This window comes from Paenibacillus zeisoli (assembly GCF_003994465.1).
GTDB classification, from domain to species: domain Bacteria; phylum Bacillota; class Bacilli; order Paenibacillales; family Paenibacillaceae; genus Fontibacillus; species Fontibacillus zeisoli.
Genome location: NZ_RZNX01000003.1, coordinates 213022 through 236598, shown reverse-complemented (window position 1 = coordinate 236598; position 23577 = coordinate 213022). Strand labels below are relative to the sequence as shown.

The 23577-nt window shown below is 49.1% G+C and carries 23 protein-coding genes; 9 read left to right on the top strand and 14 right to left on the bottom strand.

Going from position 1 to position 23577, the window contains the following annotated elements; all coding sequences use genetic code 11:
• Window positions 1–46: 46 nt before the first annotated feature.
• The 3 genes from EJP77_RS10155 to EJP77_RS10145 all read left to right on the top strand — a co-directional run bounded on the left by EJP77_RS10155 (window position 47) and on the right by EJP77_RS10145 (window position 5542).
• Window positions 47–1063, top strand: coding sequence for a LacI family DNA-binding transcriptional regulator (locus tag EJP77_RS10155; protein WP_127199122.1), 1017 nt, complete (start codon window positions 47–49; stop codon window positions 1061–1063).
• 239 nt (window positions 1064–1302) lie between these two features.
• Entirely contained in the window at window positions 1303–3858 is a 2556-nt protein-coding gene (locus EJP77_RS10150) for a beta-mannosidase (RefSeq protein ID WP_127199121.1), read from the top strand.
• Window positions 3859–4150: 292 nt separating this feature from the next.
• A complete protein-coding gene (locus EJP77_RS10145; RefSeq protein ID WP_127199120.1) occupies window positions 4151–5542 on the top strand; it encodes an L-cystine transporter in 1392 nt (463 codons plus the stop codon).
• Window positions 5543–5759: 217 nt separating this feature from the next.
• Here EJP77_RS10145 and EJP77_RS10140 read toward each other — a convergent pair whose 3' ends face one another.
• The 3 genes from EJP77_RS10140 to EJP77_RS10130 all read right to left on the bottom strand — a co-directional run bounded on the left by EJP77_RS10140 (window position 5760) and on the right by EJP77_RS10130 (window position 8597).
• On the bottom strand, window positions 5760–6908 hold the full coding sequence (locus EJP77_RS10140; protein ID WP_127199119.1) for a winged helix DNA-binding domain-containing protein: 1149 nt from the start codon (window positions 6906–6908) through the stop codon (window positions 5760–5762).
• A 240-nt stretch (window positions 6909–7148) separates the two neighbouring features.
• Window positions 7149–8027 (bottom strand): pentapeptide repeat-containing protein, encoded by an 879-nt coding sequence (locus tag EJP77_RS10135; protein ID WP_127199118.1) that lies wholly within the window; start codon window positions 8025–8027, stop codon window positions 7149–7151.
• 207 nt (window positions 8028–8234) lie between these two features.
• Window positions 8235–8597, bottom strand: a complete 363-nt coding sequence (locus tag EJP77_RS10130; RefSeq protein WP_127199117.1) for a hypothetical protein — start codon at window positions 8595–8597, stop codon at window positions 8235–8237.
• A gap of 100 nt (window positions 8598–8697) precedes the next feature.
• Between EJP77_RS10130 and EJP77_RS10125 the strand changes: the two genes are divergently transcribed.
• Window positions 8698–9270, top strand: a complete 573-nt coding sequence (locus tag EJP77_RS10125; protein ID WP_127199116.1) for a GNAT family N-acetyltransferase — start codon at window positions 8698–8700, stop codon at window positions 9268–9270.
• A gap of 5 nt (window positions 9271–9275) precedes the next feature.
• On the opposite strand, the gene EJP77_RS10120 is transcribed toward EJP77_RS10125, so the two are convergent.
• Window positions 9276–10046 (bottom strand): alpha/beta fold hydrolase, encoded by a 771-nt coding sequence (locus EJP77_RS10120; protein ID WP_127199115.1) that lies wholly within the window; start codon window positions 10044–10046, stop codon window positions 9276–9278.
• An 18-nt stretch (window positions 10047–10064) separates the two neighbouring features.
• Complete coding sequence (locus EJP77_RS10115) at window positions 10065–11093, bottom strand: M23 family metallopeptidase (protein ID WP_127199114.1); 1029 nt, start codon at window positions 11091–11093, stop codon at window positions 10065–10067.
• Window positions 11094–11288: 195 nt separating this feature from the next.
• On the opposite strand from EJP77_RS10115, the gene EJP77_RS10110 reads away from it, so the two are divergent.
• Together EJP77_RS10110 and EJP77_RS10105 are read left to right on the top strand one after the other, a co-directional pair.
• Window positions 11289–12002: a response regulator transcription factor gene (locus EJP77_RS10110; protein ID WP_127199113.1), complete on the top strand. Its 714-nt coding sequence runs from the start codon at window positions 11289–11291 to the stop codon at window positions 12000–12002.
• Between the two features lies 1 nt (window position 12003).
• On the top strand, window positions 12004–13803 hold the full coding sequence (locus EJP77_RS10105; protein ID WP_127199112.1) for a sensor histidine kinase: 1800 nt from the start codon (window positions 12004–12006) through the stop codon (window positions 13801–13803).
• 160 nt (window positions 13804–13963) lie between these two features.
• Here the strand turns inward: EJP77_RS10105 and EJP77_RS10100 are convergent, their stop codons facing one another.
• Window positions 13964–15055: a GGDEF domain-containing protein gene (locus tag EJP77_RS10100; RefSeq protein WP_127199111.1), complete on the bottom strand. Its 1092-nt coding sequence runs from the start codon at window positions 15053–15055 to the stop codon at window positions 13964–13966.
• Window positions 15056–15244: 189 nt separating this feature from the next.
• On the opposite strand from EJP77_RS10100, the gene EJP77_RS10095 reads away from it, so the two are divergent.
• Window positions 15245–15541 (top strand): DUF5316 family protein, encoded by a 297-nt coding sequence (locus tag EJP77_RS10095; RefSeq protein ID WP_127199110.1) that lies wholly within the window; start codon window positions 15245–15247, stop codon window positions 15539–15541.
• Here EJP77_RS10095 and EJP77_RS10090 read toward each other — a convergent pair whose 3' ends face one another.
• The 5 genes from EJP77_RS10090 to EJP77_RS10070 form a co-directional block, all read right to left on the bottom strand.
• Window positions 15542–15952 carry a YvaD family protein gene (locus EJP77_RS10090; protein ID WP_127199109.1) on the bottom strand — a complete coding sequence of 137 codons (411 nt, stop codon included), beginning with the start codon at window positions 15950–15952 and terminating at the stop codon, window positions 15542–15544.
• Between the two features lie 31 nt (window positions 15953–15983).
• Entirely contained in the window at window positions 15984–16340 is a 357-nt protein-coding gene (locus EJP77_RS10085) for a DMT family transporter (protein ID WP_127199362.1), read from the bottom strand.
• Window positions 16341–16357: 17 nt separating this feature from the next.
• On the bottom strand, window positions 16358–16924 hold the full coding sequence (locus EJP77_RS10080; RefSeq protein ID WP_127199108.1) for a TetR/AcrR family transcriptional regulator: 567 nt from the start codon (window positions 16922–16924) through the stop codon (window positions 16358–16360).
• Window positions 16925–17113: 189 nt separating this feature from the next.
• On the bottom strand, window positions 17114–17452 hold the full coding sequence (locus EJP77_RS10075) for a VOC family protein (protein WP_127199107.1): 339 nt from the start codon (window positions 17450–17452) through the stop codon (window positions 17114–17116).
• A gap of 46 nt (window positions 17453–17498) precedes the next feature.
• Window positions 17499–17924, bottom strand: coding sequence for an SRPBCC family protein (locus tag EJP77_RS10070; RefSeq protein ID WP_127199106.1), 426 nt, complete (start codon window positions 17922–17924; stop codon window positions 17499–17501).
• A gap of 135 nt (window positions 17925–18059) precedes the next feature.
• Between EJP77_RS10070 and EJP77_RS10065 the strand changes: the two genes are divergently transcribed.
• Together EJP77_RS10065 and EJP77_RS10060 are read left to right on the top strand one after the other, a co-directional pair.
• Window positions 18060–19028, top strand: a complete 969-nt coding sequence (locus EJP77_RS10065; RefSeq protein ID WP_127199105.1) for a copper amine oxidase N-terminal domain-containing protein — start codon at window positions 18060–18062, stop codon at window positions 19026–19028.
• 18 nt (window positions 19029–19046) lie between these two features.
• Window positions 19047–19265 (top strand): hypothetical protein, encoded by a 219-nt coding sequence (locus tag EJP77_RS10060; protein ID WP_127199104.1) that lies wholly within the window; start codon window positions 19047–19049, stop codon window positions 19263–19265.
• 97 nt (window positions 19266–19362) lie between these two features.
• Here EJP77_RS10060 and EJP77_RS10055 read toward each other — a convergent pair whose 3' ends face one another.
• The 3 genes from EJP77_RS10055 to EJP77_RS10045 all read right to left on the bottom strand — a co-directional run bounded on the left by EJP77_RS10055 (window position 19363) and on the right by EJP77_RS10045 (window position 23539).
• Window positions 19363–20481 (bottom strand): low temperature requirement protein A, encoded by a 1119-nt coding sequence (locus EJP77_RS10055; protein WP_281278489.1) that lies wholly within the window; start codon window positions 20479–20481, stop codon window positions 19363–19365.
• 162 nt (window positions 20482–20643) lie between these two features.
• Window positions 20644–20841: a hypothetical protein gene (locus EJP77_RS10050; RefSeq protein WP_127199102.1), complete on the bottom strand. Its 198-nt coding sequence runs from the start codon at window positions 20839–20841 to the stop codon at window positions 20644–20646.
• Between the two features lie 379 nt (window positions 20842–21220).
• Entirely contained in the window at window positions 21221–23539 is a 2319-nt protein-coding gene (locus EJP77_RS10045) for a glycoside hydrolase family 65 protein (protein ID WP_127199101.1), read from the bottom strand.
• Window positions 23540–23577: the final 38 nt, after the last annotated feature.

Sequence of the window (23577 nt, the reverse complement as noted above, 5' to 3'; positions counted from 1 at the left end):
AAAAGTAATTTGGACGTGAAGTGAAAACACGAGAATAGGTGATCGGATGAAGGGCAAAGTTACTGTTCAAGAGATTGCGGACTTTGTAGGGGTATCCAAATTCGCGGTCTCCCGTGCGCTTGCCGGGAAATCGGGAGTCAGTGATAAGACGAGAGAGAAGATTTTAAAAGCAGCAGGCGAGCTAGGGTATTTCAAGCATGAATCCAAGCAAGTCATGCCCGAGCCTTCAATAGAGAATGAAAGTAAATGGACGGGGAACATTGTGGTGCTGTTCCCGAATATCCGGTTCCAGAACCGGGATTCCTTGTACTGGGGGCCAATCTTCGATGGCGTCTCGGCGCGGCTGAATGAGAAGGGAATCGACATCATTACGCTGACTGAGCCTTCAACCGAGGATATCTTCTCGCTGATCAATCCGGAGGCGGTAAGTGGAATCATCACGGTCGGAACTGTATCTTCTTCCATTCTGGCTGAGATTGGCCGGTTGAGAATTCCAGTGGTTATGATCGACCACATGGACCCTATTCTGAAGTGTGACACGGTCTTCACGGATAATCAGACGTCGATCAACGAGATGATGAACTTTCTTATTAATCGAGATTACAAGAGCTTTCAATTCGTCGGAAATCCCGGCTACGCGCCAAGCTTCCGGGAACGATGGACAGCCTACCGGGCATTCCTGGAGGAGAAGGGGATTGAGGGGAATCAGGCACCGGGCTTGATATCGCCGGCAAGAGAGGATATTGCGAAGACGATTATGGAAATGAATCCCCGGGACCTTCCTGAGGTGTTTCTGTGCGCGAATGACAAAATGGCCTCATTTGCAATCGAAGCGCTAACAGCTAAAGGGATTCAAATTCCAGGGCGATGCGTGGTAACCGGCTTTGACAATCTCAATGTGGAACTTCCCCTGCTGGCAACGGCTGAAGTGAACAAAGAGCGGCTCGGAGTAAGGGCCGTGGATCAGATCCTGTGGCGGATTCAGAATCCGGACTTTGCGTATGAACGCAAGATGGTCTCGACGGATATGATTATTCGTGAAGAGAATGGTACGAAGCTTTAGAATTAAGCGCATACTCATTTGTCCGATACTTGGGTATTTAAAAGATGAAGACAGCACATCCTGCACAGGAGGGCTGTCTTTTTTTGTGCTCCAGGCTAACTTTGTTAGTGTATTAACCTAACAAATTAATAACACGTTAGCTAAATATGCAAACTTGTTATTGAAATATATCCTAACAGGTGATACATTTGTTATGAAGTATATTCGTGTTATCCCAAACGACGGGGAGGACCTAAGTGATGATAGAGCAACAACTAAACAACTGGACTTTTAAAGCCTGCGACGAGCAGCAGTGGCTTCCTGCCGTAGTACCCGGCTGTGTGCATACAGATTTGCTGCGTAATGGATTAATTCCTGATCCTTTCTATGGAACGAATGAGCATGATCTGCAGTGGATCGACAAGAAGGACTGGGAGTACCGGTCTGAATTTGAAGTAGGACCTGAGCTGCAGCAGCTCTCACGGATTAATCTGGTATTTGAAGGTCTGGATACTTACGCGGATGTCTATCTGAACGAACAGCCTATATTGGCTGCGGATAATATGTTCCGGATCTGGAAGATCGACGTTAAGGAGCAGCTGAAGCCAGGCATCAATACCCTTCGAATCCGCTTCCGCTCTCCGATTCAGGAGGATCTTCCGAAGCTTGAGCAGCTTGGATATGCCCTGCCGGCTGCGAATGATCAGTCTGAGCTTGGCGGACTTGAGAACAAGAGGGTCAGTGTCTTTGCAAGAAAAGCTCCTTACCATTATGGCTGGGACTGGGGTCCGCGCTTTGTGACCAGCGGAATCTGGCGCGCAGCCCGGCTCGAAGGATGGACACAGCTTCAGATTACTGATCTGTATATCCGTCAGGACGAAGTTACTGCCAATGCGGCTAAGCTGACAGCCATAGCTGAAGTGAACGCCGAGGCGAACTGGGCGGGGACGCTTCGCATTACAGCTGGCGGTGAGCAGTGGGAACAGCCGGTCCAGGTGACAGCAGGGCAATCTACGGTGTCTATGGAAATCGAGATAACGAATCCTGACCTGTGGTGGTGCCAAGGCCTTGGCGAAGCGAACCTGTATAATTTCCAGGCGGAGCTGATGTTCGATGAGGAGTCTCTTGTGAAGAGATCCGTTCGGACAGGACTGAGAGACCTGAAGCTCGTTCGTGAGAAGGATGAGGCGGGCGTGTCCTTTTATTTTCAGCTGAATGGAGTGCCGGTCTATGCGAAGGGCGCGAATCACATTCCGAATGACAGCTTTACAGCAGAGGTCACCCGCGAACGTTATCTGCATGAAATTGGTTCTGCCGTAGAATCGAATATGAATATGCTCCGGGTATGGGGCGGCGGCATCTATGAAGAGGATGTCTTCTATGAACTGTGTGATGAGCATGGCCTCTTAGTATGGCAGGACTTTATGTTCGCCTGCAGCATGTATCCCGGAGATGAAGCATTCTTGAACAGCGTGCGTGCTGAGGCTGAAGATAATGTGAAGCGGCTACGCAATCACCCTTCCATCGCCCTGTGGTGCGGGAATAATGAGATTGATTCGGCTTGGGCGCATTATGTTGAAGATGCCGGCTGGGGCTGGAAGAAAGATTACAGTCATGAGATTCGGGAGAAGCTGTGGGCCGATTATCAGGCCATCTTCCACAAGCTGCTGCCTGATGTCGTGGCCGAGCTATCGCCGGGCATTACGTACTGGCCTTCGTCCCCGCTTCGTAATCTGACCGGAGATCAGGAGCAGCATGCATTCAAGACAACGGGGGATGGAGACATTCACTATTGGGGCGTATGGCATGCGGTAGAGCCATTTGAGAACTATAACAAGAATGTCGGGCGTTTCATGAGCGAATATGGATTCCAGTCCTTCCCTGAGCTGAAGTCGGTTCTCGAATATGCACCGGAAGAAGCATTGGCGCTAGAGTCGGAGATTATGCTGGCCCACCAGAAGAACGGCCGCGGAAATCAGCTGATCAAGGAGTACATGGATATGTACCTGCCAGAGCCAAAGGACTTCAAGTCGTTCCTCTACATGAGTCAGGTTCTGCAGGCTGAGGCGATTACCATGGCGATTGAAGCGCACCGCCGCAGCAAGCCTTACTGCATGGGTACGCTGTACTGGCAGATGAATGACTGCTGGCCGGTGGCCTCATGGGCGGGAATGGATTATCAAGGACGCTGGAAAGCACTGCAGTATGCGGTGAAAAGAAGCTTTGCTCCCGTTATGCTGACTGTCCAATCTACTGAGGATATCGTCAAGTTCCATGCCGTGTCGGATCTGGGAACAGCGGTTCAGGCCGATCTTATCATTGAGCTTCGCACAAGCGCGGGTGAGCTGGCGGCCGAGAAATCCCTTCAGGTGTCCCTGGCTGCAGGTGAATCTGCTCAAGTTGCCAGCTTCTCCACAGCTGAGCTGCTTGGTGACCGTGATCCACATGGTGTGATCCTGACGGCAGCACTGAAGCAGGGTGAAAAGGTCATTGCGGCGAGAGAGCATTACCTGACTCCCGAGAAGGAGCTCAAGCTGGCTAAGCCTAATATCAAGGTGACCGAAGCCCAAGGTGAGAACGGCGTTATGGTATATACGCTGGAGACGGATACCCTGGCCAGACAAGTCTGGCTGTCCACATCGGAAGAGGGGATCTTCTCGGATAACTTCTTCGACCTGATTCCAGGTCAGCCAAGAACCGTGGAGTTCAAGCTCCGGTCAGGAGAAGGCTCATTCGTGCCAGCAGCGGCTTCAGCCTTGGAAGTACGGTCCATGGCGGATTTTGTAGGCGCGGAATCACTCGTGCAGCTGGCATAGTGAACACGGTTGAGCTTATCTGCAACTCATTCCCCGGACACTCCGGGGAGTGAGTTTTTGCATTTGGAGATCTTTTTTAGGAGCTGAACTCTTGAAAAAAGAGCAGTCCATGGTGTACGATTTCAGTTCTCAAACATATACATAAAAACATACTTAAATTAATCCTATGAATATAGTCGGTATTATGTTACAATATTCGAGCACATTCATCTTTCTGGTGCTGTACGGATTCTTCCTGTACCAGAGAAGGGTAATTATTCATACTTAGTGCAATTAGAGGGGGATATTTATTATGACTACATTCTGGGTGATACTCAACGTAGTTGTTATGTTGGTTCTTGTGGGCTTCTTGCTATGGCTGCAGAAGAAGCATGTGTCATTTACCAAGCGTGTATTTGCCGGACTCGGCCTGGGAATCGTGTTCGGAGTTATTTTGCAGCTCGTATCGAAGCCGGATTCGGATGTGGTTACGAAGTCAACGGATTGGTTCAACCTGATCGGTTACGGTTATGTGGGGCTTCTCCAGATGATTGTCGTTCCGCTGATTATGGTGTCGATCATTTCGGCTATTATGAACCTGAAAGGCAAGCAGAATTTGGGCAAAATCAGTGCCTCAATCATTGCTGTGCTGCTGATTACTACGGCGATTGCAGCATCCGTGAGCATCGTAACCAGCCTTAGCTTCAATCTAAAGGCTATTGAGATTCAAAGCGGAGATAAAGAGCAGCAGCAGGGAGCGAAGCTGGAGGAACGTCTGGGTGATGTGAAGGATCAAACCATTCCACAGCAAATTCTTGAATTTATTCCTACCAATCCGTTCGAGGATATGACTGGGGCCCGTCGTTCTTCTACGCTGGCTGTTGTTATTTTCTCCGCATTTATCGGGATAGCTGTATTGGGTCTGGATAAGAAGAAGCCTGAACAGGCCGATACCTTCCGCAAAATGGTAGATGCCGTATACGCGGTAGTCATGCGCATTGTAACTCTGGTGCTGAGGCTGACGCCTTACGGGATTCTTGCCCTGATGGCCAAGACGATTGCTACAACGAATGCAGATTCGATCGTGAAGCTGATCAAGTTCGTCGGTGCTTCTTATGTGGCACTTATCGTCATGTTCATCATCCACCTGATTCTGCTGGCATTGTTCGGCTACAATCCGGCCAAATATGTACGCAAAGTGCTGCCAACGCTCGTGTTCGCGTTCACTTCACGTTCAAGCGCGGCAACCATTCCGCTGAATGTGGAGACACAGACGAAGAAGCTTGGCGTTCCAACCGGTATCGCCAACCTGGCAGCGACCTTTGGCGCTACGATTGGTCAGAACGGCTGCGCAGGAATCTATCCTGCGATGCTGGCTGTCATGATCGCACCAACCGTCGGAATTGATCCACTCAGCTGGGATTTCATCCTGACTTTGATCCTTGTAGTAACCATCAGTTCATTCGGAGTGGCCGGGGTCGGCGGCGGAGCTACCTTCGCTTCCCTGATCGTGCTCTCCACCATGAACTTGCCGGTTGCGCTGGCGGGTCTGCTGATCTCGGTTGAGCCGTTGATCGATATGGGCCGTACTGCCCTGAACGTTAACGATTCGATTACGGCTGGTGTGATTACAGGTAAGATCCTTGGTGAGAACGACAAAGAAGTGTTCAACAAGGATGTAGATCTTGATGTGGCTACGGCTTAAACTGAACTAAGAATTGGCAATGTAGAACTGAGTCGTCTAACTGGACTAAGCTAGACTAGACTGACCAAGCTGAGCTAGCGCTGCATTGGTGCTGGAATATGGCTGAAATGAAATCCCGGACTGCTGAAGCGGTCCGGGATTTTTGTGTGTTCGCAGGCAGAGCTGTTGTAACTCCTCCTCTCCAGATCGGATGTACTTGCGGGGAATAGAGGCCTGATCAAGACATGGACACAAATTGGATGGCATACGATTTGGCATGAGATGCGGCAAAGTGAAGTAACCGTGTCCCTTCTTCAGTCAACGAATCCTTCTCCTGATCTGTTAACGACTTGAAGGGCTCTATCCGAAGACAGGCCTGTCCTTTTTCCAGCTTGATATTCCATATTCCGCTGACGAATCCATCCAGAAGAACCGTGGACCTGACCAAGCCGTTCTTGGTACATACCCGGGCCTGAATACTGTTGTCCATGATCCGGGAACGGTCATTGTAGGATAAAAGAATATTGTCGAATTCACCTAGAAGTCTCGGTGGGACAGAGATATTGGAATCCGGTCTGGGCGCATTGGGCAGATCGAACAGCTCGGTTCCATTCTCACTCCGAAATGTAGTAAGCTGCGGCCGGAGCGACTCTACCACCTCAACTAGCCGAGTAAGCCCGGACCAGACTTGAATATCTTTGACCGAAGCCGGGCCGAAGGCAGCAAGATAACGAAGCACCATCTGATCGGCGGACGAAGCGCTGGATAGCGGCTGGCCAAGCCACTTCTCGGCAGAGGTAAGCACAGCCTGCCCGCTCTTTCCCCATAGCCCCCGGGGCGGAAGCTGGACAAGCGGAACCGAGTTTCGGATGGCAGCCGCAAGGGCAGAGGGGTCATGGCCAGGGTAGGAGCTTTGCAGGCTCTGTCCAAGCTGCTGAGACGTTAATGGAGTCTCATCCACAATGCTCCTTCCTTTAAGGATCAGCTCGTTAAGATCCAAGCCGGCAAGAGCCTTGCCAAAGGCACCCTGCAGGCTGCGATCCAGAACGGATTGCAGTACGGGCCGGAAGGACAGCCCATCTCTGGCGGATACCAGGTGAATGGTGGAGCGCATTAAGGCCATGCGCACTGCCTTTTTATCCTGAAGAAGGAGGGAAAGTTCTTCTGGATTAAACCCCTCAAGCCGCGCCCATAGGGCGTAGTAGGGGGCACTGGGAGACTGGGCCTGCAGCCCTGCCAGCCGTTCCAAGGCATCCAGTGGAGGCAGCTCTATACGGCGAATAAGCATTTGTCTTGCCAGCAGAGCTCGGTTCAAAGCGCGAGGGCTAAGGACGGGAGCTGCCTTTTGGCCAGAAATGTTTGGCGGGGTTGTATGATCAGAGCTCATTTCCAATACCTCCTAGTAGATTCTTATGAATTGGCGGAAGAATGCCTGGATGTCGCCTGTTACCAAATCGGGGGCATCCATTGTAGCAAAATAGGTAACGCGTTCGTATTGCGACCAGTGTACGAACTGGGGATGATCACCGAACCCGCAAAATTACTCCGCAATCCAACTTACACTTCTCATATTACGGGCAGAACCCTGACAACAATCTGTCAGGGTTCTGCAGCAATTAGCAATTTATCAGTTGGAACTAATCCAATGCGCCGGAGGAACGAGTGAGGAAGGCAGCTTGGTCGCTGCATCGCCTTTGGCTGCGTTCACCTGGGCCTGAGTGAGGAAGAGGCTTCCGGTCAGGTTGGCTCCGCTGAGATCAGTGTCCCTCAGATCCGCACCGATTAGATCGGCTCCTCGCAGATCGGCCCCCCTGAGATCTGCGGCAATTAGGTAAGCTCCCCGCAGGTTCGCTCCCGTTAGATCGGCTCCCTTGAGCTTGGCCGCGATCAGGTCGGCACCCCGGCCAAAGCTTTTCTTCTTACGGCCTTGGGAGCTCTTATACCTAAGCTGCGCATCCTCTCGTACCAGCTCACTTGTTCGAAGCAGCAGCACATTGATCTTGGCCCGGTAGGCTGCCACATCCAGCTTTACAAGGGAATCCGGTGTAAGCTCGGTCAAATGTTCGGTCTCGGCGAGAGCGGATTCGAGATCACTACGGATCTCGCGGGCAGGCTCCAGGCTTAATGCTTCGTTCAGATACCACAGCAGCTCATGGAGCTGCCACATGACAGGGAACACCTCGTACATTTGCTTGGCGGACTCGGGGTGTGTACGCCAGTCACGTCCCCCAAAGGTAATCTGCGATACCTGTTGTCCCGCCCCGAAGCAGTCATACACCGTACAGCCCCGGTAGCCTGACGGTCTGAGCTTATCGTGAATACCACACCGGAAATCCTGCCGCAGATGCTGACAGGGCTGCCCGGCATCCTTGTCCACCGCAAAGTCCACTGATGCCGCAAAGGGCAGCGCAGCGCAGCATAGGCCGAAGCAGTTCTCGCAGTCTGCGTGCAGAGATTGGCCGCCTAGATTGGGTGAGGAATTTGAATGTTTATGACTCTCTAACATGAAATGTTTATTCTCCTTTTTGCTACTTGGTATTCGAACATTTGAATATTCTAATTTTAAGGCAAGAATTGGAAAGATCATAGAGTGAGTTTGGATATAGATATAATTTACTTATTATAGAATACTTAATTATTATGTTCCCACTGTTTATAGAAATGAAATAATAAAACCGCCCTTGTATAAGGGCGATTCTCTAAGCTTACAGCATTAAAAAATGCGGAATTTGCCGGGTAGACGTCCGGTGCGCCGAATTAGTCTGATTTCTTCTATCGTTAATCGGGTGCTTGACATGATAATGGAATTAACCTCAAAGCCTACGGCTCTCTCTAAATCAGCAATATTTCTGCTTACCCGGATGACCCGAAATCTGCCTCTGAAATTATTGCGTGAGAACAAGACCAGGGTAGCGCCTCGGCCATTGGACCGAAATCTTAAACTTTCGGGTTCGTCAAAGATTCTCTCAATATTACGAATAGCTAGGTTACCTCTAAAAACGATTCTTCTTCCACGAAAATTCTCTTCATCAAAGAGGGCCAGCCTTGGCAGTATACGTTGACTTATTGTACCCATTTCTACACTTCCTTTCATTCTGAAGCTTCTACACTATATGCTAGAAATGAAAGGAAGTTTGGGTGTTGTGGATTCTATTATAAATTAGGAGGGTGTGTAGATGGACAATCCCATGTTAATTTCGTTTCCTGAGGAGTTCGAGACCGAACGCATGATCATACGGGCTCCCCGGTTTGGGGAGGGCGTTCTAGTTAATGAGGCCATTCGCGAGAGTGTAAATGAGCTAAAGCCGTGGCTCCCTTTTGCCAGGAATCTTCCTACTGTTGAGGAGTCTGAGGTGTATGTACGGAGGGCGAGGCTTAATTTTCTTGAACGGACAGATTTGGCTCTGCATTTGTTCGATAAGCATACGAACCAGTTCATTGGAAGCAGTGGACTCCATCGGTTCGACTGGGAGATTCGAAATTTTGAGATTGGCTATTGGCTCAGGACCTCGCGGACCGGACAGGGTCTGGCGCAGGAAGCCGTTCAGGGCGTAGCGGATTTCGCGATAAACCGCCTGGAGGCCAAGCGGCTGGAGATCAGATGCAGCCCCCGCAACCAGGCGAGCCGCCGGGTTGCCGAGCGGGCGGGCTTCACACAGGAAGGCATCCTGCGAAATGCCGACCTGGATGAGTTCGGCGCGCCAGCGGATATTATGATTTGGGCCAAGGCTAAAGGATATGAGTACTAATCTATCTATTTAGATTTCAAAGAGTTCCTAGCCGCATGTATACACTCGCTAATAGCCTGTTTGACAAGCTCTGGCTCCGAGAATTGGGGGAAATGTCCGCTGTTAGCAGCGATAATGTGCTTTCCTTGACGGCTTAAGCTTACCAGGTCCAGCTGATTTTTGCGGCGGATTGCAAAGGCGCTCTCCGGCATCATCGGCGGCTTCTTACCCCCGGAGACTACGAACAATGGAACCTCGGGAAAAGGACCCGCCTTCGCGATCTGCCGCGCGGTCTCCTCTACATAATTCACTTCGTTCCACATACGGTGAGCCGAGAGGGAGTCGAAGATTCCAAGCAGCTTATTCAGGCCTTTAATGAACGGGCTCTGAGTCTGATTAATGGCCAGATCCAGCTCGTGGCTGGAATCGAGCAGCACGACCCCGGCGATGTCCTCGGGATGCTGCCGGGCGAACAGATTGGCATATAGTCCCCCGAGGGAATGCCCTACTAGAATGTAGGGAGGACGCACCCCAATTTCTTGGAGCAGCTGTCTGAGTGAAGTGACGATAGTCTGCCCGTCCTGGGGGGAAGACGGCTTGTCGCTGCCGCCTACCCCGAGCCTATTATAAGCCACCACGCGGGTCTGATCGGCAAGGTCATGAAAGACTTTCATCCATCCTTCAATAGGTCCGCTTCCTCCATTAATGAGAATGACCGCGGGTGCCCCTTCGCCAGACAGGGCATATTCCATCGTTCCGTGAGGAGTGTGGATCTTGTTTTTGGAAATGGACTTCATTAATACACCTCATCATTGTTATTTAGGTTTGTTCCCCGCCGCCATGTCGCCGCGAATCGGCTTTTTGCCATCCTTGAAGGAGATCGGTATCGTGGTCATGGCGTTATTCATTAGGGTTGCTACCTGAAAATGAATATGCGGCTCCGAAGAATTCCCCGAGTTGCCGCATTGGCCGAGAATTTGACCGGCGGCTACCGCATCGCCTTTCCTCACACGAATCGAGCCCTTCTTGAAATGAGCCATGGTGCTGTATTCCCCATTGTTTTGCCGAAGGGTCACCACATTGCCTGCTGGCTGATCTTCATTCATGGTCCCTACCGGTTCATTATCCGGGATGCCATCCATAGCCTCAACTACAATCCCGTCTGCCGGAGCCAGGACAGGCTGATCGAAGGCGAAATAGCTCTGGTTAAGCTTCGGGTCGCCCTCGTAGGAGAAGCCATCTTTTACTTTCACGAAGTCATAAGCATAGCGGACCTGTTCATATTCGTAATGATAGTTGAGGAACCGATTATTCCCTCCCCAATATACCAGCCAATCGCCCTGAAAGGGGTAACTGAATTTCGTCTTGGAATAGGCATGATCCGTTGCGGAATACGAGGGATGATCCAGAATCTGAATCCCGGCTATCGAGCCTTTATCATCTATGGTTGCCGTCAGGCCCCTGCTGCCGTGGGGTTCGTTCCAGACGAGAGATTCGTAGCCATTTAACCGCAAGCTGGATAACAGCTTGAAAGAGGGAATACCTTGGGTGAAAGTCTGGCCCATGGAACGGAAATCCTTGAGCGTAACGACCGACTTCAAGGATTCGCTAAACTGGGCGTATAGACGCTCGTATTCACCGGCAAGCAATTGATCCGCAATTTCTTTTCCGCCGATTCTCTCCGTCTTGTTCGTGCCTGCCTTACTCTGCTGGTTCACTGTCTGAGCCTCCTTTTGTCCCACCGTAACCGTACTGCAGCCTCCCAGAGCCAAGACAGCTATAAGCAGGGGAGCAGCAAGGGATCTTGGGTATATGAACTTCTCCGCCATGTTGTTCCAGATCATATCGATCCTCCTCGGATACTTAATAAGGCAAAGTATAGCGCACCAGATTTACACCAGATCAAACGGAACATAAATTGTTCCTTAACAGCAGCTCCCGATCCGGCATAGTAATTAAGATTCCGTTAAGATTCCCGTGCCCAGGAAGTAAGCGGGGCGTGATACAATGGAGGCATCTAGGGGATAGGGTGATGAAGAATGAATGATGCCAAGATTCTGATCGTGGACGATGAGCGGTCCATTGCGGAAATGATGGCCACCGTGCTTCGCAAGGAGGGCTTCTCCAATATAGATCTGGTATTTGATGGAGAAGCTGCACTCGCTGCCTGTGAGCAGAGGCGGTATGAGATGATCCTGCTGGATGTCATGATGCCGGGCCAGAGCGGGCTTGAAATTTGCCCTTTTATTCGCCGAACAACGGACGCGCCCATCTTGTTCCTGACGGCTAGAACCTCCGATTTCGACAAACTGTCGGGATTCGCTGTTGGTGGAGATGACTACATAACCAAGCCTTTTAACCCGCTGGAAGTCGTTGCCCGAATGCGGGCCCAGCTGAGGAGATATTTACAGGCGAATTCCCAGAGCAGCCCGCCGGGCAGCATCTACGATTTTGGCCGTTTCCAGGTAGATGAATTGGAGGCCACGTTAACAGTGGAGGGACAACTCTCGCCGTGTCCTGCCCTGGTGTTCCAGCTCCTCGTGTTCCTTTGCAAGAATCCCAATCGGCTTTTCAGCAAAAGTGAACTGTACCAGCGTGTATGGGGAGAAGATATGTACAATGACGACAACACTGTTATGGTTCATATCCACCGTATTCGCGAGAGGATTGAGAGGGATCCATCGAAGCCTCAATACCTGGTGAATATCAGGGGTATGGGATATAAGCTGATTCTGCCAAAAGGAGTCACCTAGCATGATCCGTAGACGATTGACCCTTCGGTTCGCTGTCCAGCTTGCTGTGGCTGGTTCCCTGCTGGTGATTCTGGCCATCCTCATCGTAATCTGGATGTTAGCCCGGTTCAAAGAGATTGAATTCAACCGGAGCTTCGCGCCCTTGGGGATATCGAAGTTGATTGAGGATTCGAGGATTGATTCGAAGGGGCTGATTGCAGATCCGGTTCTATTGAAGAGGCTTCGGGAAGATGGGGGATGGCTGCAGAGTCTGGATGCAAAGGGAAATGTGATACAGTCGTTCAATGCTCCTGACGATCTGCCCGCCCGCTATGTTCCCGGTCAGCTGATAGACTACTGGATTGGAGGCGAGCCGTTCCCCTATAAGCTGGGCTTATGGATTCAAGAAAAGGAAGGGCACCTATATACCCTCCTATATGGCTCTCGAGCCCCAACTGAAGATTTGCTTGTGCGGCTTATCGATGATGGGAGACTGAGGAATCATAGTCTCACCTTCTCCCCAAGCACCCTCTCTCTGCTAGCTAAGAGGAAGGCCTCGGTTCAAGTCCTGAGCCGCGAAGGTGAAGAGATAGCGGCTTGGAGCAAACGTGCAGATGCCCCTGAATCTTACACGCTACAGGAACTGGCCGTGAGATCAACGAATCAAGCCATTTACGGAACGGTAATGGATTCACGGTATGACAAGAGGACAGGCCTTACCTGGTTGATTCAGTACCCGATGGAGAACGGAGAACAAGGGGCTCTTCCGGTGCTGAACGTTCAACCGGAGGTGCAGGTGATGATTATCGGGATTGCCGCATTTCTATGCTCTTCTCTGCTGGTCTTCTTCTTTCTGTCCGCATGGTATGCAAGGCGGTTCGGAACACCGATTCTTCATATTCTCGGATCGATTGAGAGATTAGGAAGCGGCGACTATACGGACCCCTCTCCAATCATCGAGTATGAAGGAGGGAGAAGAAGAAAGTGGATAGGCAAGCGCCAAGGCAAGCGTCAAGACAGGCACCAAGACAAACGGCTCCAGTCCAGTGGCAATCGGATTTTTGGTGAAGTGATCGAATCTGTCGGCAATCTAGCCTTGGCGCTCCGTACCGGCCAGGATGCAGCCGAACAGACGCAGCTGCACAGAGAAGAGTGGATCGCAGGGGTTACCCACGATCTGAAGACGCCGCTGTCCTCCGTTCAGGGTTATGCTCATATGCTGGCCGCCGAGAAGTACAGTTGGTCTGAGGAAGAGATGCGAAAGTTTGCAGCCATCATTCTGGAGAAGACGAATTATATGGACAAGCTGATCAATGACCTCGGGCTCACCTACCGGCTTAGAAATGGAGACATTCCCGTTGTGTTCGAGCAGCGGGATATAGGGGCTCTGTTAATGGATTCCGTCTCCCGGGCTGCCGAGCATCCGGCTTATGATCACAGGCGGGTTCGCTGCACCGTACCTGCTGAGCCGATTGTCATGGACATACATCCGCCGTGGTTAGAGCGCATTATCGAGAACATCGTAGCGAACTCGCTTAATCATAACCCTCTAGATACAACCATACATATTGAGCTGTCGGGGGGGAGCCGGAAAGAGGGAGTACGCATTGACATTACAGATAACGGTCAAGGAATGGATGGGCAGACCGTCGGGCGCTTGTTCGAGCGTTATTTCCGTGGATTGAGTACCGAAAGCGAGACGGAAGGCAGCGGCCTGGGTATGGCGGTGACGAAGGAACTGGTTCAAGCTATGGGCGGGCGGATTGAGGTGCATTCGAGACTAGGGGAGGGTACGGTAGTAAGTCTGATCTGGGATAAATGAACTCCCCAAGTGATGAATAACAAAGCGAAAGTCAAAGAAATTAAATCTGTATATCCGAATAAAACAGCGATGGGAGTAATGTTCGTTCTCGGAGCCTTTAGAACGCAAACTGAACTCCCTTAACGAAATCAGGAGCCGTCTTGGAGACGGCTCCTTTTATTTAGGTATGAGATCCCACCACAATTGTGCGGTTCTTGCCGGACTTCTTCGCTTCGTACAGAGCCATGTCCGCCTGGTGGAATAGATCCTCCTTATTCATCCCCGGCATGAGCCGCTGAACTCCAATACTTATCGTGACAGATAATCCATTCATTGAGTCAAACTGCTTCTGGGAGATAGCCAGGCGAATCGCCTCCAATTGCTCTACGAATTGGGCGGTATCCTTCTCGACACTCAGGATGGCAAATTCCTCGCCTCCGTATCTTGAGGCAAAATCATTTTGATCCAGAAATTCATTTAATTGAGTGGCCACATAGCTAATGACAGAGTCACCGACAGCGTGACCAAAGGTATCATTCACCTTCTTGAAATTATCGATGTCCAGTATGGCGAGATGAACTTGAAGCGAATAAGCCTCCGAGACACCCATAACATTAACCAGATGCTCGTGAAATGAACGGTGGTTATACAGACCTGTCGCCGAGTCAACCCGGTTGAGTCTTTCCATAAGAGTGTTTCGGGTCTGCAGATCCTGCTTCTCCTGGGTCACCTTCACCAGCTCTTGAGTCAGAGCGAAAGCATGCTTTCGAAGGCTGTTAATAATTAAGGCTGTGGCCGTGAACATCGAGAACAGCATAATGAGTTCTGACTTATCCAGCGCATACCTGATGGCCGTGGAGAAGGTATAGATTAGAGTGACCGTAAGGATGGCCTGAATCAGAGCAAATATAATCAGACGCTTGCTGTAGAAATACAGCGAGAGAAGAATCGGAATAATGAGAATGTAGAATACAATAGGCAGTTCATATAGTGAAATAATAATGATGCTAATGAACAGATTCACTCCGGCAATAAGCAAGTATTCAATCCAGCGGGTTATTCTGCGGAAGACAACTCCCATAATCAGATTAAGGACCGTCATTTCAAGGACTGGAATACAGGTAGCCTGCAAGAAGAAGTCGAGATGATCATGAGCCGTGAACAATAGCTCCAGCAGAGTCCCGGCAGTGTAAATGCAAATAATCAGCCAGCAGCTTCGGAGAATATCCTTGTATAAATTTCTAGTATTTAAATGGAGATCATTCAAATTCATCTCATCAGCCTGCTTTCGGGTGGTTCTTCCGTGGAAGTTCTAGTTGATCGTGCGTATTTGTCATAAGGCTGCTCTATTAAGATTTTATCATAATATTAGAGCGCATACACTTAGCAATCATAGATAACGAGAAGAGAGAGGGGTGTTATAATATACCAAAAATGGTGTGCGAGCTGAGAGGAGAAAAGAATGAGACGTGAGTTATATGGATTGGTTGGAGGGATAGCGGCAACGGTAATCCTCGGTGTTCTTTCCTGGGTCAAGGGAAGCGAGGCATTCTTCATACAGACTGCGGGGTGGGCAGGCTCCGCTTCCCTGATCATTGGGGCTTTAATCTCGGGTAACTTCTTGACTGGGGATAGGGTAAGACAGCACCAAGCTAATGAATCGAAGCAGGATAGGAAGAACAGAAGAACCGCTGCGGGTGTATTGATTGGGTTCAGCCTGCCCCTTCTGGCGGCGGATCTTCTTGTATCGCTGTGGTGATTATGTATTCTTGACGGCCTGATATTCCGAGCTATCCGGGAGACAAGTTTTGATGAAGAACAGCGGATAGATCATGAGGTACAAGTTGAATAACCACCATGTTATATCAAAATCGTTACTGAAGAGCCAGAATGCAATAGCCTGCAGACCCGAGCAAAAGGTTAGCACAAGGGAGATCAATGCAGCGCTTCTCCAGGCAGAACGCTCTGTGCGATACAGATATAAGCTGAACAGGCCTGTTGCGGAAATCAGGATATCCAGCGGCAGGAAAGACCAGTTCCAGGCCATAATCATAGGATTATGGTAATCTTTGAAGGCCCATTCGGCTGGAATAACCTGCAGGAAAGTCACGATCCAATAGATAATAAAACCAATGTCCGTGATTAGAAAAAATGGCTTTAGTACTCTCATATTGCCCTCCATATAAATGACATACAGGATCCTATTTATTTGCCTGACTTACAGAAGAATCATGGTGAGGCCGTTCGGCCGTAAGGTTCAAGGTAATCACGCCAATGAGTATAAGGATGATGGAAATCGCCTTAGACAGATTAATATTCTCGGCAAAGAACAGGAAGCCGATAAGCGTGATCATTACAATTCCCATACCCGACCAAATGGCATAAGCCACCGACACCTGAATTGTTTTGAGAGTCAGTGTCAGAAAAATAAGACTGCAGATATAGCATACAACGAGGAGCAGGCTGGGCTGCCATTTGGTGAAACCAGCCGATAGCTTCATGCTAATCGTCCCGGCTACCTCAAATAGAATAGCCAGCAGCAGGTAGATCCAGTGCAAGTACATACAAGTCACCCTCAGTCAGGATTTTTCGGTACAACTATACCTTCGAGCAGAATGTTTACAACCGACTCAAGAATTTCTCCCATGGTTAATAGATTCTTTAGCGGAGAGGATGCATCATATATTTGGTTGATGGCTCCCAAGTATAACTCGGTGAATAAGAGAGGATGAATGTTCCTGATGATCCCTTTCTCGGTGCCTTGGGTCAACAAATCCTGAACAACACCCCATTCATCCTTAAGAAAAGTATCTAGCTTAGTCCATGGGTTAAAATGATACTGCTTCAGCTCCACCAGCCTTTGGGAGTCCATGATGGCGAACTCTTCGGGCACACAGATCAGGATATATCTGATCTTTTGGACTTCGTTAAGCTCAGGATCTTCAGCGATCTGCTGTTCCCTGGTTCTGATCTTGCCAATAAGCCGGTTAATGACCTCCTCCACAATGTCATCTTTGGAAGAGAAGTTGTCATATATCGTTCGTTTACTGATGGACAGCTGCTTGGCCAGATCACTAATCGTAAAGTTAAAGCCTTTCTTCTGAATTAATGAGATGGTCTCATCAATGATCCTTTGCTTCAATCTTGTAGGCCTCCTTTGGTACTGCAAATAACATTCCGGTACCACTAGTATTGTATATTGAATTCCACAAAAAGTAAATTATTCTACGAAACTGTCCTTTTCGGCACATAAAAAACCCTCCGCACGGAAGGGTGTAGTTCGTTCTTATCTGATTCGTCGTATCTTCGAAAACTTAAATCTGATTCTATATCAATGCAGAACCTCGACCGTAAATCCGCCAGGTGCTTGCACATAGAACGTCCAGGCATGAGATCGCTGCGGAGGGCTCACGTCAAACCCATCATCTTTCAGTCGCGCGTTGATCTCGTTCACACGCTCCTCGCTTTCTTGAATGAAGCCAATATGGAAGGTACTTGGATATACTGCTTGTGCCCCCTTCATCAAGGTAAGCACTAAGCCTCCATCATCAAATAATACAGCGAATCCATTACCGCGTGTGCTTCCGATTTGCAATCCGAAATAGTTCACCAAGAAATCCATAGCCGCTTTAACGTCACTGACAGTTAGATTGAGATGGTTTAATCTCATATACACTTCCCCATGTTCATTATTTTTTCGTATATCCGAACGTTCTTTAGAGACACTCGCTATACTTTTTGAAATTGTCCAAAATCGCCTGCCAGCCGGCCTGCTGCATCTCGACGGGATTGGTGGATTCAGCCTCAAAAGCTTCAATCACCTTGGTATCGTCACCCTCGCTAATAAAAGTGATCGTAACTTTTCTCCCATCTCCAAGGGTATAAGCAATAAATTCATTTACTCGCACTTCATCATAAACTCCACTAAAGTCAAAACCAAAACTGCCATCCTTAGCTTCCATTCTTGTGAGAAAGGCTCCGTCCACTCTTAGATCATTCTCGGCTTTCGGCACATGCCATTCATCGGAAGCGTTACTCCATTTGGTAATATGCTTCGGCTCCGTCCAATATTCCCATACCTTGTCAATGGGTGAGTGAACAGTGGTTTCTACGGTGATGACGGATTGGTTATTTGATTCCAAAATAATTACCACCTCAACATATTTAATTAGAATTCTGGGTAATTATACCACTAAGGGAGCAGACCTTCTAGACTTATTTTATCCTTTATATTACATAAATGTTATAATCATATAGATACGAAAGGAGTGGGCGTTGTGAAAAAACTGTTGTATACCTTTATTATCCTTGGTGTATTCTCTTTCAATGCTTCAGCATTTGCTGCTACAGACATAGGTATTACTGTGAAGGACAAACCGCTGAAATCGGACAGCCGTCCTATTCTAGTGCAAGGGAGGGTAATGGTCCCACTTCGTGCCGTCTCTGAATCGCTGGGAGCCTCCGTACAGTGGAATTCACATAATCACACGGCAACCGTTAGCAAGTGGTCGGAGACCATATCCTTGACGGTAGGCAAGAAGACAGCCCGGATTGACGGAGGCGTGAGAGGGGCTGAATCAATTCCACTTGATGTACCGGTCAAAACGGTCAGTAATCGAGTTTATGTCCCCCTGCGATTGATATCGGAGCAATATGGCTACAAGGTGACTTGGAGCGATCACACCGTCTCCATTCAATCGCCGCTGACGCCAAGCGGGCGAGCCAAGCTCTATAAGGGCGATCTATCAACAAGCAGATCCATTGCAATGGATACAGCATTATTTAGCGGAGCTCATTACGAGCATCAGCCTTTAACAATCTCACATGAACAGGAGGATTACAGCGCCGCGTTCCTCTTTCCTGAGGGAGAGGCCCTGCGGTTCTTCATGATCGCAGGCAGTGAGACGATAACCTTGTTTGAATACAAGGATGACTTTCTCGTAGCGACCTGGCAGGCGCATGTCCAGAAGATCGGTCAGGATCCGCTGCAGCAGCTTTTAGAGGACAAGCTCAAGGACCGGACAGGACCAACTCCAACCATCAAGAAGCCTTTCCTCTATTATGACTCCGGGTATTTTGGAGATGCTTCCTATGAGGAATACGGCCGTATTGATAAGGATTCGAAATATACCCGAACAGCCTATCTAAGAAAAATGGGCGGATTGGTGACGGAGTCTACCGGAACGTTCACGTTACTACTTCCTGATGAGAAACGTAAGGAAGTCATTACTATTCCGAAGAATTAACGATAGGAGTTGATCAGGATGAAGCTCCATGAAACAGAAGAGCAGCCCATGCACAATGATGTAGCAGTCTTTAACCGAGAACCTATGGCGAACCTCCAGTACATTGAAGGCGGTGGACCGCCAAAAAAAGTAAATCTGAAAGAAATGCCGAAGTGGATCCGTTATTTCGGATACTTCTTCGCCTATATAGTTCCCTTGTTATTAATAGGCTTAATTATACTCAGTTTTTTTCGCTAGGAGAGGGCGGGTAGTATGAGCATAGATACAAGTTCTCTTGTGATTCAGTTAATCTTAATAGGCATAATTATTGCGATTATTTTCTTGTTGCAGAAATTTATGAGAAAAAAGTAGAGCCGTTAGAATTCGCGTCACGCTGAATTCTCTTACCGAGTCGCCTCAGTGCTATCAAGGTATGGACGATAAAGAAGAGAGTTAGAGCCATGTACACCTTCAAGATAGAGGGAAGCAGCAGCAGAATAATCCCGCATAGGACTAGAGCAGCCAGATTATAGCCAAGCCGGCTAAAGATCTGTAAGCTCTTTTTGTTCTGAAGAGGGCTAAAGATAACGGCCATAGACAGGACATACATAGCTAATCCCGCCAGGGCAAGCCAGGCAAAGGGACCGAGGGCCAGCTCATGGCTCATCGCATAACGGATTACATTAGAGATAATCCCTAGTGACATGAAGGTGAATAAGTGCCCGTAGATCACCCTATGGCCAGCTCCATCACCGGTCTGTTCCACTTGTTCCGAAGTCTCGAAGTAATGCCACCAGATGGACACGGTAATGAAGAACCCTAGCAGGAGCTCGAATCCCGACTGCAGGGTAATGGGATGATGCCGAATTGTATCCACGATCACTAGGATGGTTTCGCCCAGTAAAATAATAGTGGCGAGGCCGTAACGCTCCACCAGGTGATGATGATGAACCGGCATTTGCCGAAGGATGTGCCGACCGGCCAGGGGAAGGGCAATTTCAAGGAATATGCCAAGATACAGGACATAGAATTTCATAAGCCCCGGGAACAGGACCGAGCTGAAGCTGATGAGCGTTCCAGTAAGGAAGCTTAAGGCTAAATAACGGGCAACCCTGCGCTTAGCAGCGTCACTTCTTATCCAGGTCCGCACATACATGAAGACGGTGGACATCCGGATGCCAACATAACCCAGCATGAACAAGAGGTAATGGGACTCAAAATCGATGTTGATGCCTGCGGCCATGATGATGACGAACAGCATTTGGATGAAGTATACCACCCGCTGAGCGAGGTTATCTTGACCAAATCGATTGACATACAAAGTAAAGCCCGTCCAGGCCCACCATAAGGGGATGAAGATGAGGGGATATTTCATGATTGCCTCCCCTGAAATGAGACCGCCGTGAGACTCGGCGAGCACATGTGCGGTGATCGAAACCGCGACGACATAGATCAGATCATAAAAAAGCTCCAGCCACGTTACCTTCTTCGGATTAATAAGCTTCAGCCTCCTATTCTGCTTCTAATTTCCAGTATACAATAGATGCCTTAGGCTGGGCTCCTGTTATTAATCATGTATGCCAAGAAGACCACGGGCCACTTCACGGCTCGTGGTCTTCAATATAGGGTTGGGTAGTCAAGAGAAGTTGATCAGTCTCATCACATGAACAATGTCTTCAAAGGGGATGGTTATGGCCCCTCCTTCATCGACAATCCTGACACGATTCTCCTGCTGGGACATCTGTGGCAGTCCAATCAGGATTCGTCCATCCTGGATTTTGACACTCACCATTTGTTGCTTCTCCGCAGCCAATTGCAAATCATCGGCGAACATGAATTTCCCTCCAGTCTAATTCTTCTCTATGTATGTAAAATAGGTATACTGTTTATTTCGGATATTTCTTCCATAAATTTCATAGTTAGAAAGCCCCAGCTGTCTCACGTGCTGCTTGAACGACGAAAAAACACCCGGGAGCCAATTGGCTCCCGGGTGCTTCCATACTACCCCACGATGTAGTACAAGGGTAGTAATGCTATTTGGTTAAAGGCTCCGCTGAGAAAGCGGAGAGGACGGAAACGATTCCGGAGAAGCGAAGCGTTCGCCTTTGCTCGCGAATTCCTACAAATTCATATCAATCAGGGAATTCGCGAGCAACAGCGATCGCAGGAACGTTCCGTCATCGGATGCCCAAGTGGCACCCTTCCTTTACTAATTATGCATTCACTACTGCGTTCTCAACTTGGATCATACCAAGTGGGCTAACGGTGTAGTCACGATCGAAGATACGGATCGCTGCAGGCGTCTCTGTCTCGTTGGATACCGTGATATCCTTGTCAGACACGCTGACTTTCAGACGGGATCCGCGGAACATCACTTTGAACGAGAAGGATTTCCAGTGACCTGGGATGAACGGTTTCAATACAAGCTCATTGTTCTCTACACGAAGGCCGCCGAAGCCGTGAACGACAGACATCCAGGTTCCCGCCATACTTGTAGTGTGGCAGCCGTCTTCGGTGTCATTGTTGTAGTTATCGAGATCCAGTCTTGCTGTACGCAGGTACATCTCGTAAGCCTTCTCCTGGTATCCAAGCTCGCAAGCAAGAATGGAGTGCAGGCACGGAGACAGGGAGGACTCATGAACGGTCAATGGCTCGTAGAAGTCGAAGTTCCGTTTCTTGGTCTCCAGGTCATATTTGTGGCTGAGGAAGTACAGACCTTGAATGACATCACCCTGTTTGATGAAGCAAGAACGAAGGATGCGGTCCCAAGACCAGTTCTGGTTGATCGGCAGGTTCTCAGGCTTGAGGTCTTTAACTTGGATAATCTCTTTGTCCAAGAAGCCGTCCTGCTGCAGGAAGATTCCAAGCTCTTCGTCCGCAGGGTAGTACATTTTGGCAATAATGTCTTTCCATTTATCAGTCTCTTCCGGCTTAAGCTTCAGAGTCTCAACCAGCTCGTTGTAACGGGATGTCTCGTTCTCTTTCAGGTAGTCCAGAACTTCAAGTGTATACTCCATCGTCCATGCAGCGATACGGTTGGTGTACCAGTTGTTGTTCACGTTGTTCTCATATTCGTTCGGGCCGGTTACGCCGAGCATCACGTATTGATCTTTGCGTGGTGCATAGTTCACGCGCTCTTCCCAGAAGCGGGAGATTTCAGCCAGAACCTCAAGGCCGTATTGACCGAGATATGATTTATCACCTGTATAATTAACATAGTTATAGATCGCATAAGCAATCGCACCGTTACGGTGGATCTCTTCAAAAGTGATCTCCCACTCGTTGTGACACTCTTCACCGTTCATAGTTACCATTGGATAGAGGGCACCTTTGGTGAAGCCGAGCTTGCGGGCATTCTCTTTAGCTTTCTCCAGGTGCTTATAACGGTAGATTAGCAGGTTCCGTGCGATAGAAGAATCTGCTGTGCTCAGGTAGAACGGTACGCAGTAAGCTTCGGTATCCCAGTAAGTGCTGCCGCCGTATTTCTCGCCGGTGAAGCCCTTCGGTCCGATGTTAAGGCGATCGTCTTCGCCGCTGTAAGTCTGATTCAATTGGAAAATGTTAAAGCGGATTGCCTGCTGCGCAGACACATCACCCTCGATGATAATGTCACTTTCTTTCCATTTGTCAGCCCAGCCTGCTACCTGCTCGGAAAGGAGAACGTCAAATCCGGCAGTTCTTGCTTCTTCAAGTAACTTGGAACCGACTTCAACCAATTGACCCAGGCCGTGGTTACGGGAGGTCACATTAGCAACATATTTATAGACAACGATTTCTTCATTCTGTTCAGCTTGAATGGTAACATCATTGCCGACGTATTTTTCTTTTTCCACTGTTGAAGGAGTTAGGTCAAGCTTCTCCCCATTCTTGAATACATCGTAAGTCATGACGGAAGTCACGTGGAAGTCCAGCTTCTTCGTCTTCAGTGTCAAGTTCGCGGAACCCGCGGACACTTCTTTGCTTACTTCGTTCCAGAATTTCTCTTCATAGTTGGAGTCCTTGTTCTTCACATCGCCGTCCAGGTACACAGTCAGACGGATAGGAGCGGAGAAGTTCAGCGGAGTTACCGCATAACGGATCGCACCGATCTCATGACGGGCAATGCTTACGAAACGGGTGGATTCGATCTTGATCTGCTTGCCATCTTCCATTTCGGCAACAGCGCTGCGGATCAGAACGCCTTCCTTCATGTTGAGCTCGCGGCGGAACTCAGTTACCTTGCATTTCGCGAGGTCGAGAGCCGTACCCCCCACAAACACATCAATCCCGATCCAGTTGGTGGAGTTCAGGACCTTGGCAAAATACTCTGGGTAACCGTTCTTCCACCAGCCTACACGGGTTTTGTCCGGATAGTACACGCCAGCCATGTAGCTGCCTTGAAGAGAAGGACCGCTGTACTGCTCTTCAAAGTTGGCACGCTGCCCCATAAATCCATTTCCGATACTGAAAATACTTTCTGAAATTTCATGATTGATAGGATCGAAGCTTTCCTCGATAATAGACCATTCGTCAACCTTCAAATACTGTTTCACTTATACCGGCTCCTTTACAAGATACTAGTAGTTTTAAT

Excerpts from the sequence above, each read along its gene's own strand:
- EJP77_RS10155 (WP_127199122.1), top strand. The coding sequence starts at position 47 with ATGAAGGGCAAAGTTACTGTTCAAGAGATTGCGGACTTTGTAGGGGTA.
- EJP77_RS10150 (WP_127199121.1), top strand. The coding sequence starts at position 1,303 with ATGATAGAGCAACAACTAAACAACTGGACTTTTAAAGCCTGCGACGAG.
- EJP77_RS10145 (WP_127199120.1), top strand. The coding sequence starts at position 4,151 with ATGACTACATTCTGGGTGATACTCAACGTAGTTGTTATGTTGGTTCTT.
- EJP77_RS10140 (WP_127199119.1), bottom strand. The coding sequence starts at position 6,908 with ATGAGCTCTGATCATACAACCCCGCCAAACATTTCTGGCCAAAAGGCA.
- EJP77_RS10135 (WP_127199118.1), bottom strand. The coding sequence starts at position 8,027 with ATGTTAGAGAGTCATAAACATTCAAATTCCTCACCCAATCTAGGCGGC.
- EJP77_RS10130 (WP_127199117.1), bottom strand. The coding sequence starts at position 8,597 with ATGGGTACAATAAGTCAACGTATACTGCCAAGGCTGGCCCTCTTTGAT.
- EJP77_RS10125 (WP_127199116.1), top strand. The coding sequence starts at position 8,698 with ATGGACAATCCCATGTTAATTTCGTTTCCTGAGGAGTTCGAGACCGAA.
- EJP77_RS10120 (WP_127199115.1), bottom strand. The coding sequence starts at position 10,046 with ATGAAGTCCATTTCCAAAAACAAGATCCACACTCCTCACGGAACGATG.
- EJP77_RS10115 (WP_127199114.1), bottom strand. The coding sequence starts at position 11,093 with ATGATCTGGAACAACATGGCGGAGAAGTTCATATACCCAAGATCCCTT.
- EJP77_RS10110 (WP_127199113.1), top strand. The coding sequence starts at position 11,289 with ATGAATGATGCCAAGATTCTGATCGTGGACGATGAGCGGTCCATTGCG.
- EJP77_RS10105 (WP_127199112.1), top strand. The coding sequence starts at position 12,004 with ATGATCCGTAGACGATTGACCCTTCGGTTCGCTGTCCAGCTTGCTGTG.
- EJP77_RS10100 (WP_127199111.1), bottom strand. The coding sequence starts at position 15,055 with ATGAATTTGAATGATCTCCATTTAAATACTAGAAATTTATACAAGGAT.
- EJP77_RS10095 (WP_127199110.1), top strand. The coding sequence starts at position 15,245 with ATGAGACGTGAGTTATATGGATTGGTTGGAGGGATAGCGGCAACGGTA.
- EJP77_RS10090 (WP_127199109.1), bottom strand. The coding sequence starts at position 15,952 with ATGAGAGTACTAAAGCCATTTTTTCTAATCACGGACATTGGTTTTATT.
- EJP77_RS10075 (WP_127199107.1), bottom strand. The coding sequence starts at position 17,452 with ATGAGATTAAACCATCTCAATCTAACTGTCAGTGACGTTAAAGCGGCT.
- EJP77_RS10060 (WP_127199104.1), top strand. The coding sequence starts at position 19,047 with ATGAAGCTCCATGAAACAGAAGAGCAGCCCATGCACAATGATGTAGCA.
- EJP77_RS10050 (WP_127199102.1), bottom strand. The coding sequence starts at position 20,841 with ATGTTCGCCGATGATTTGCAATTGGCTGCGGAGAAGCAACAAATGGTG.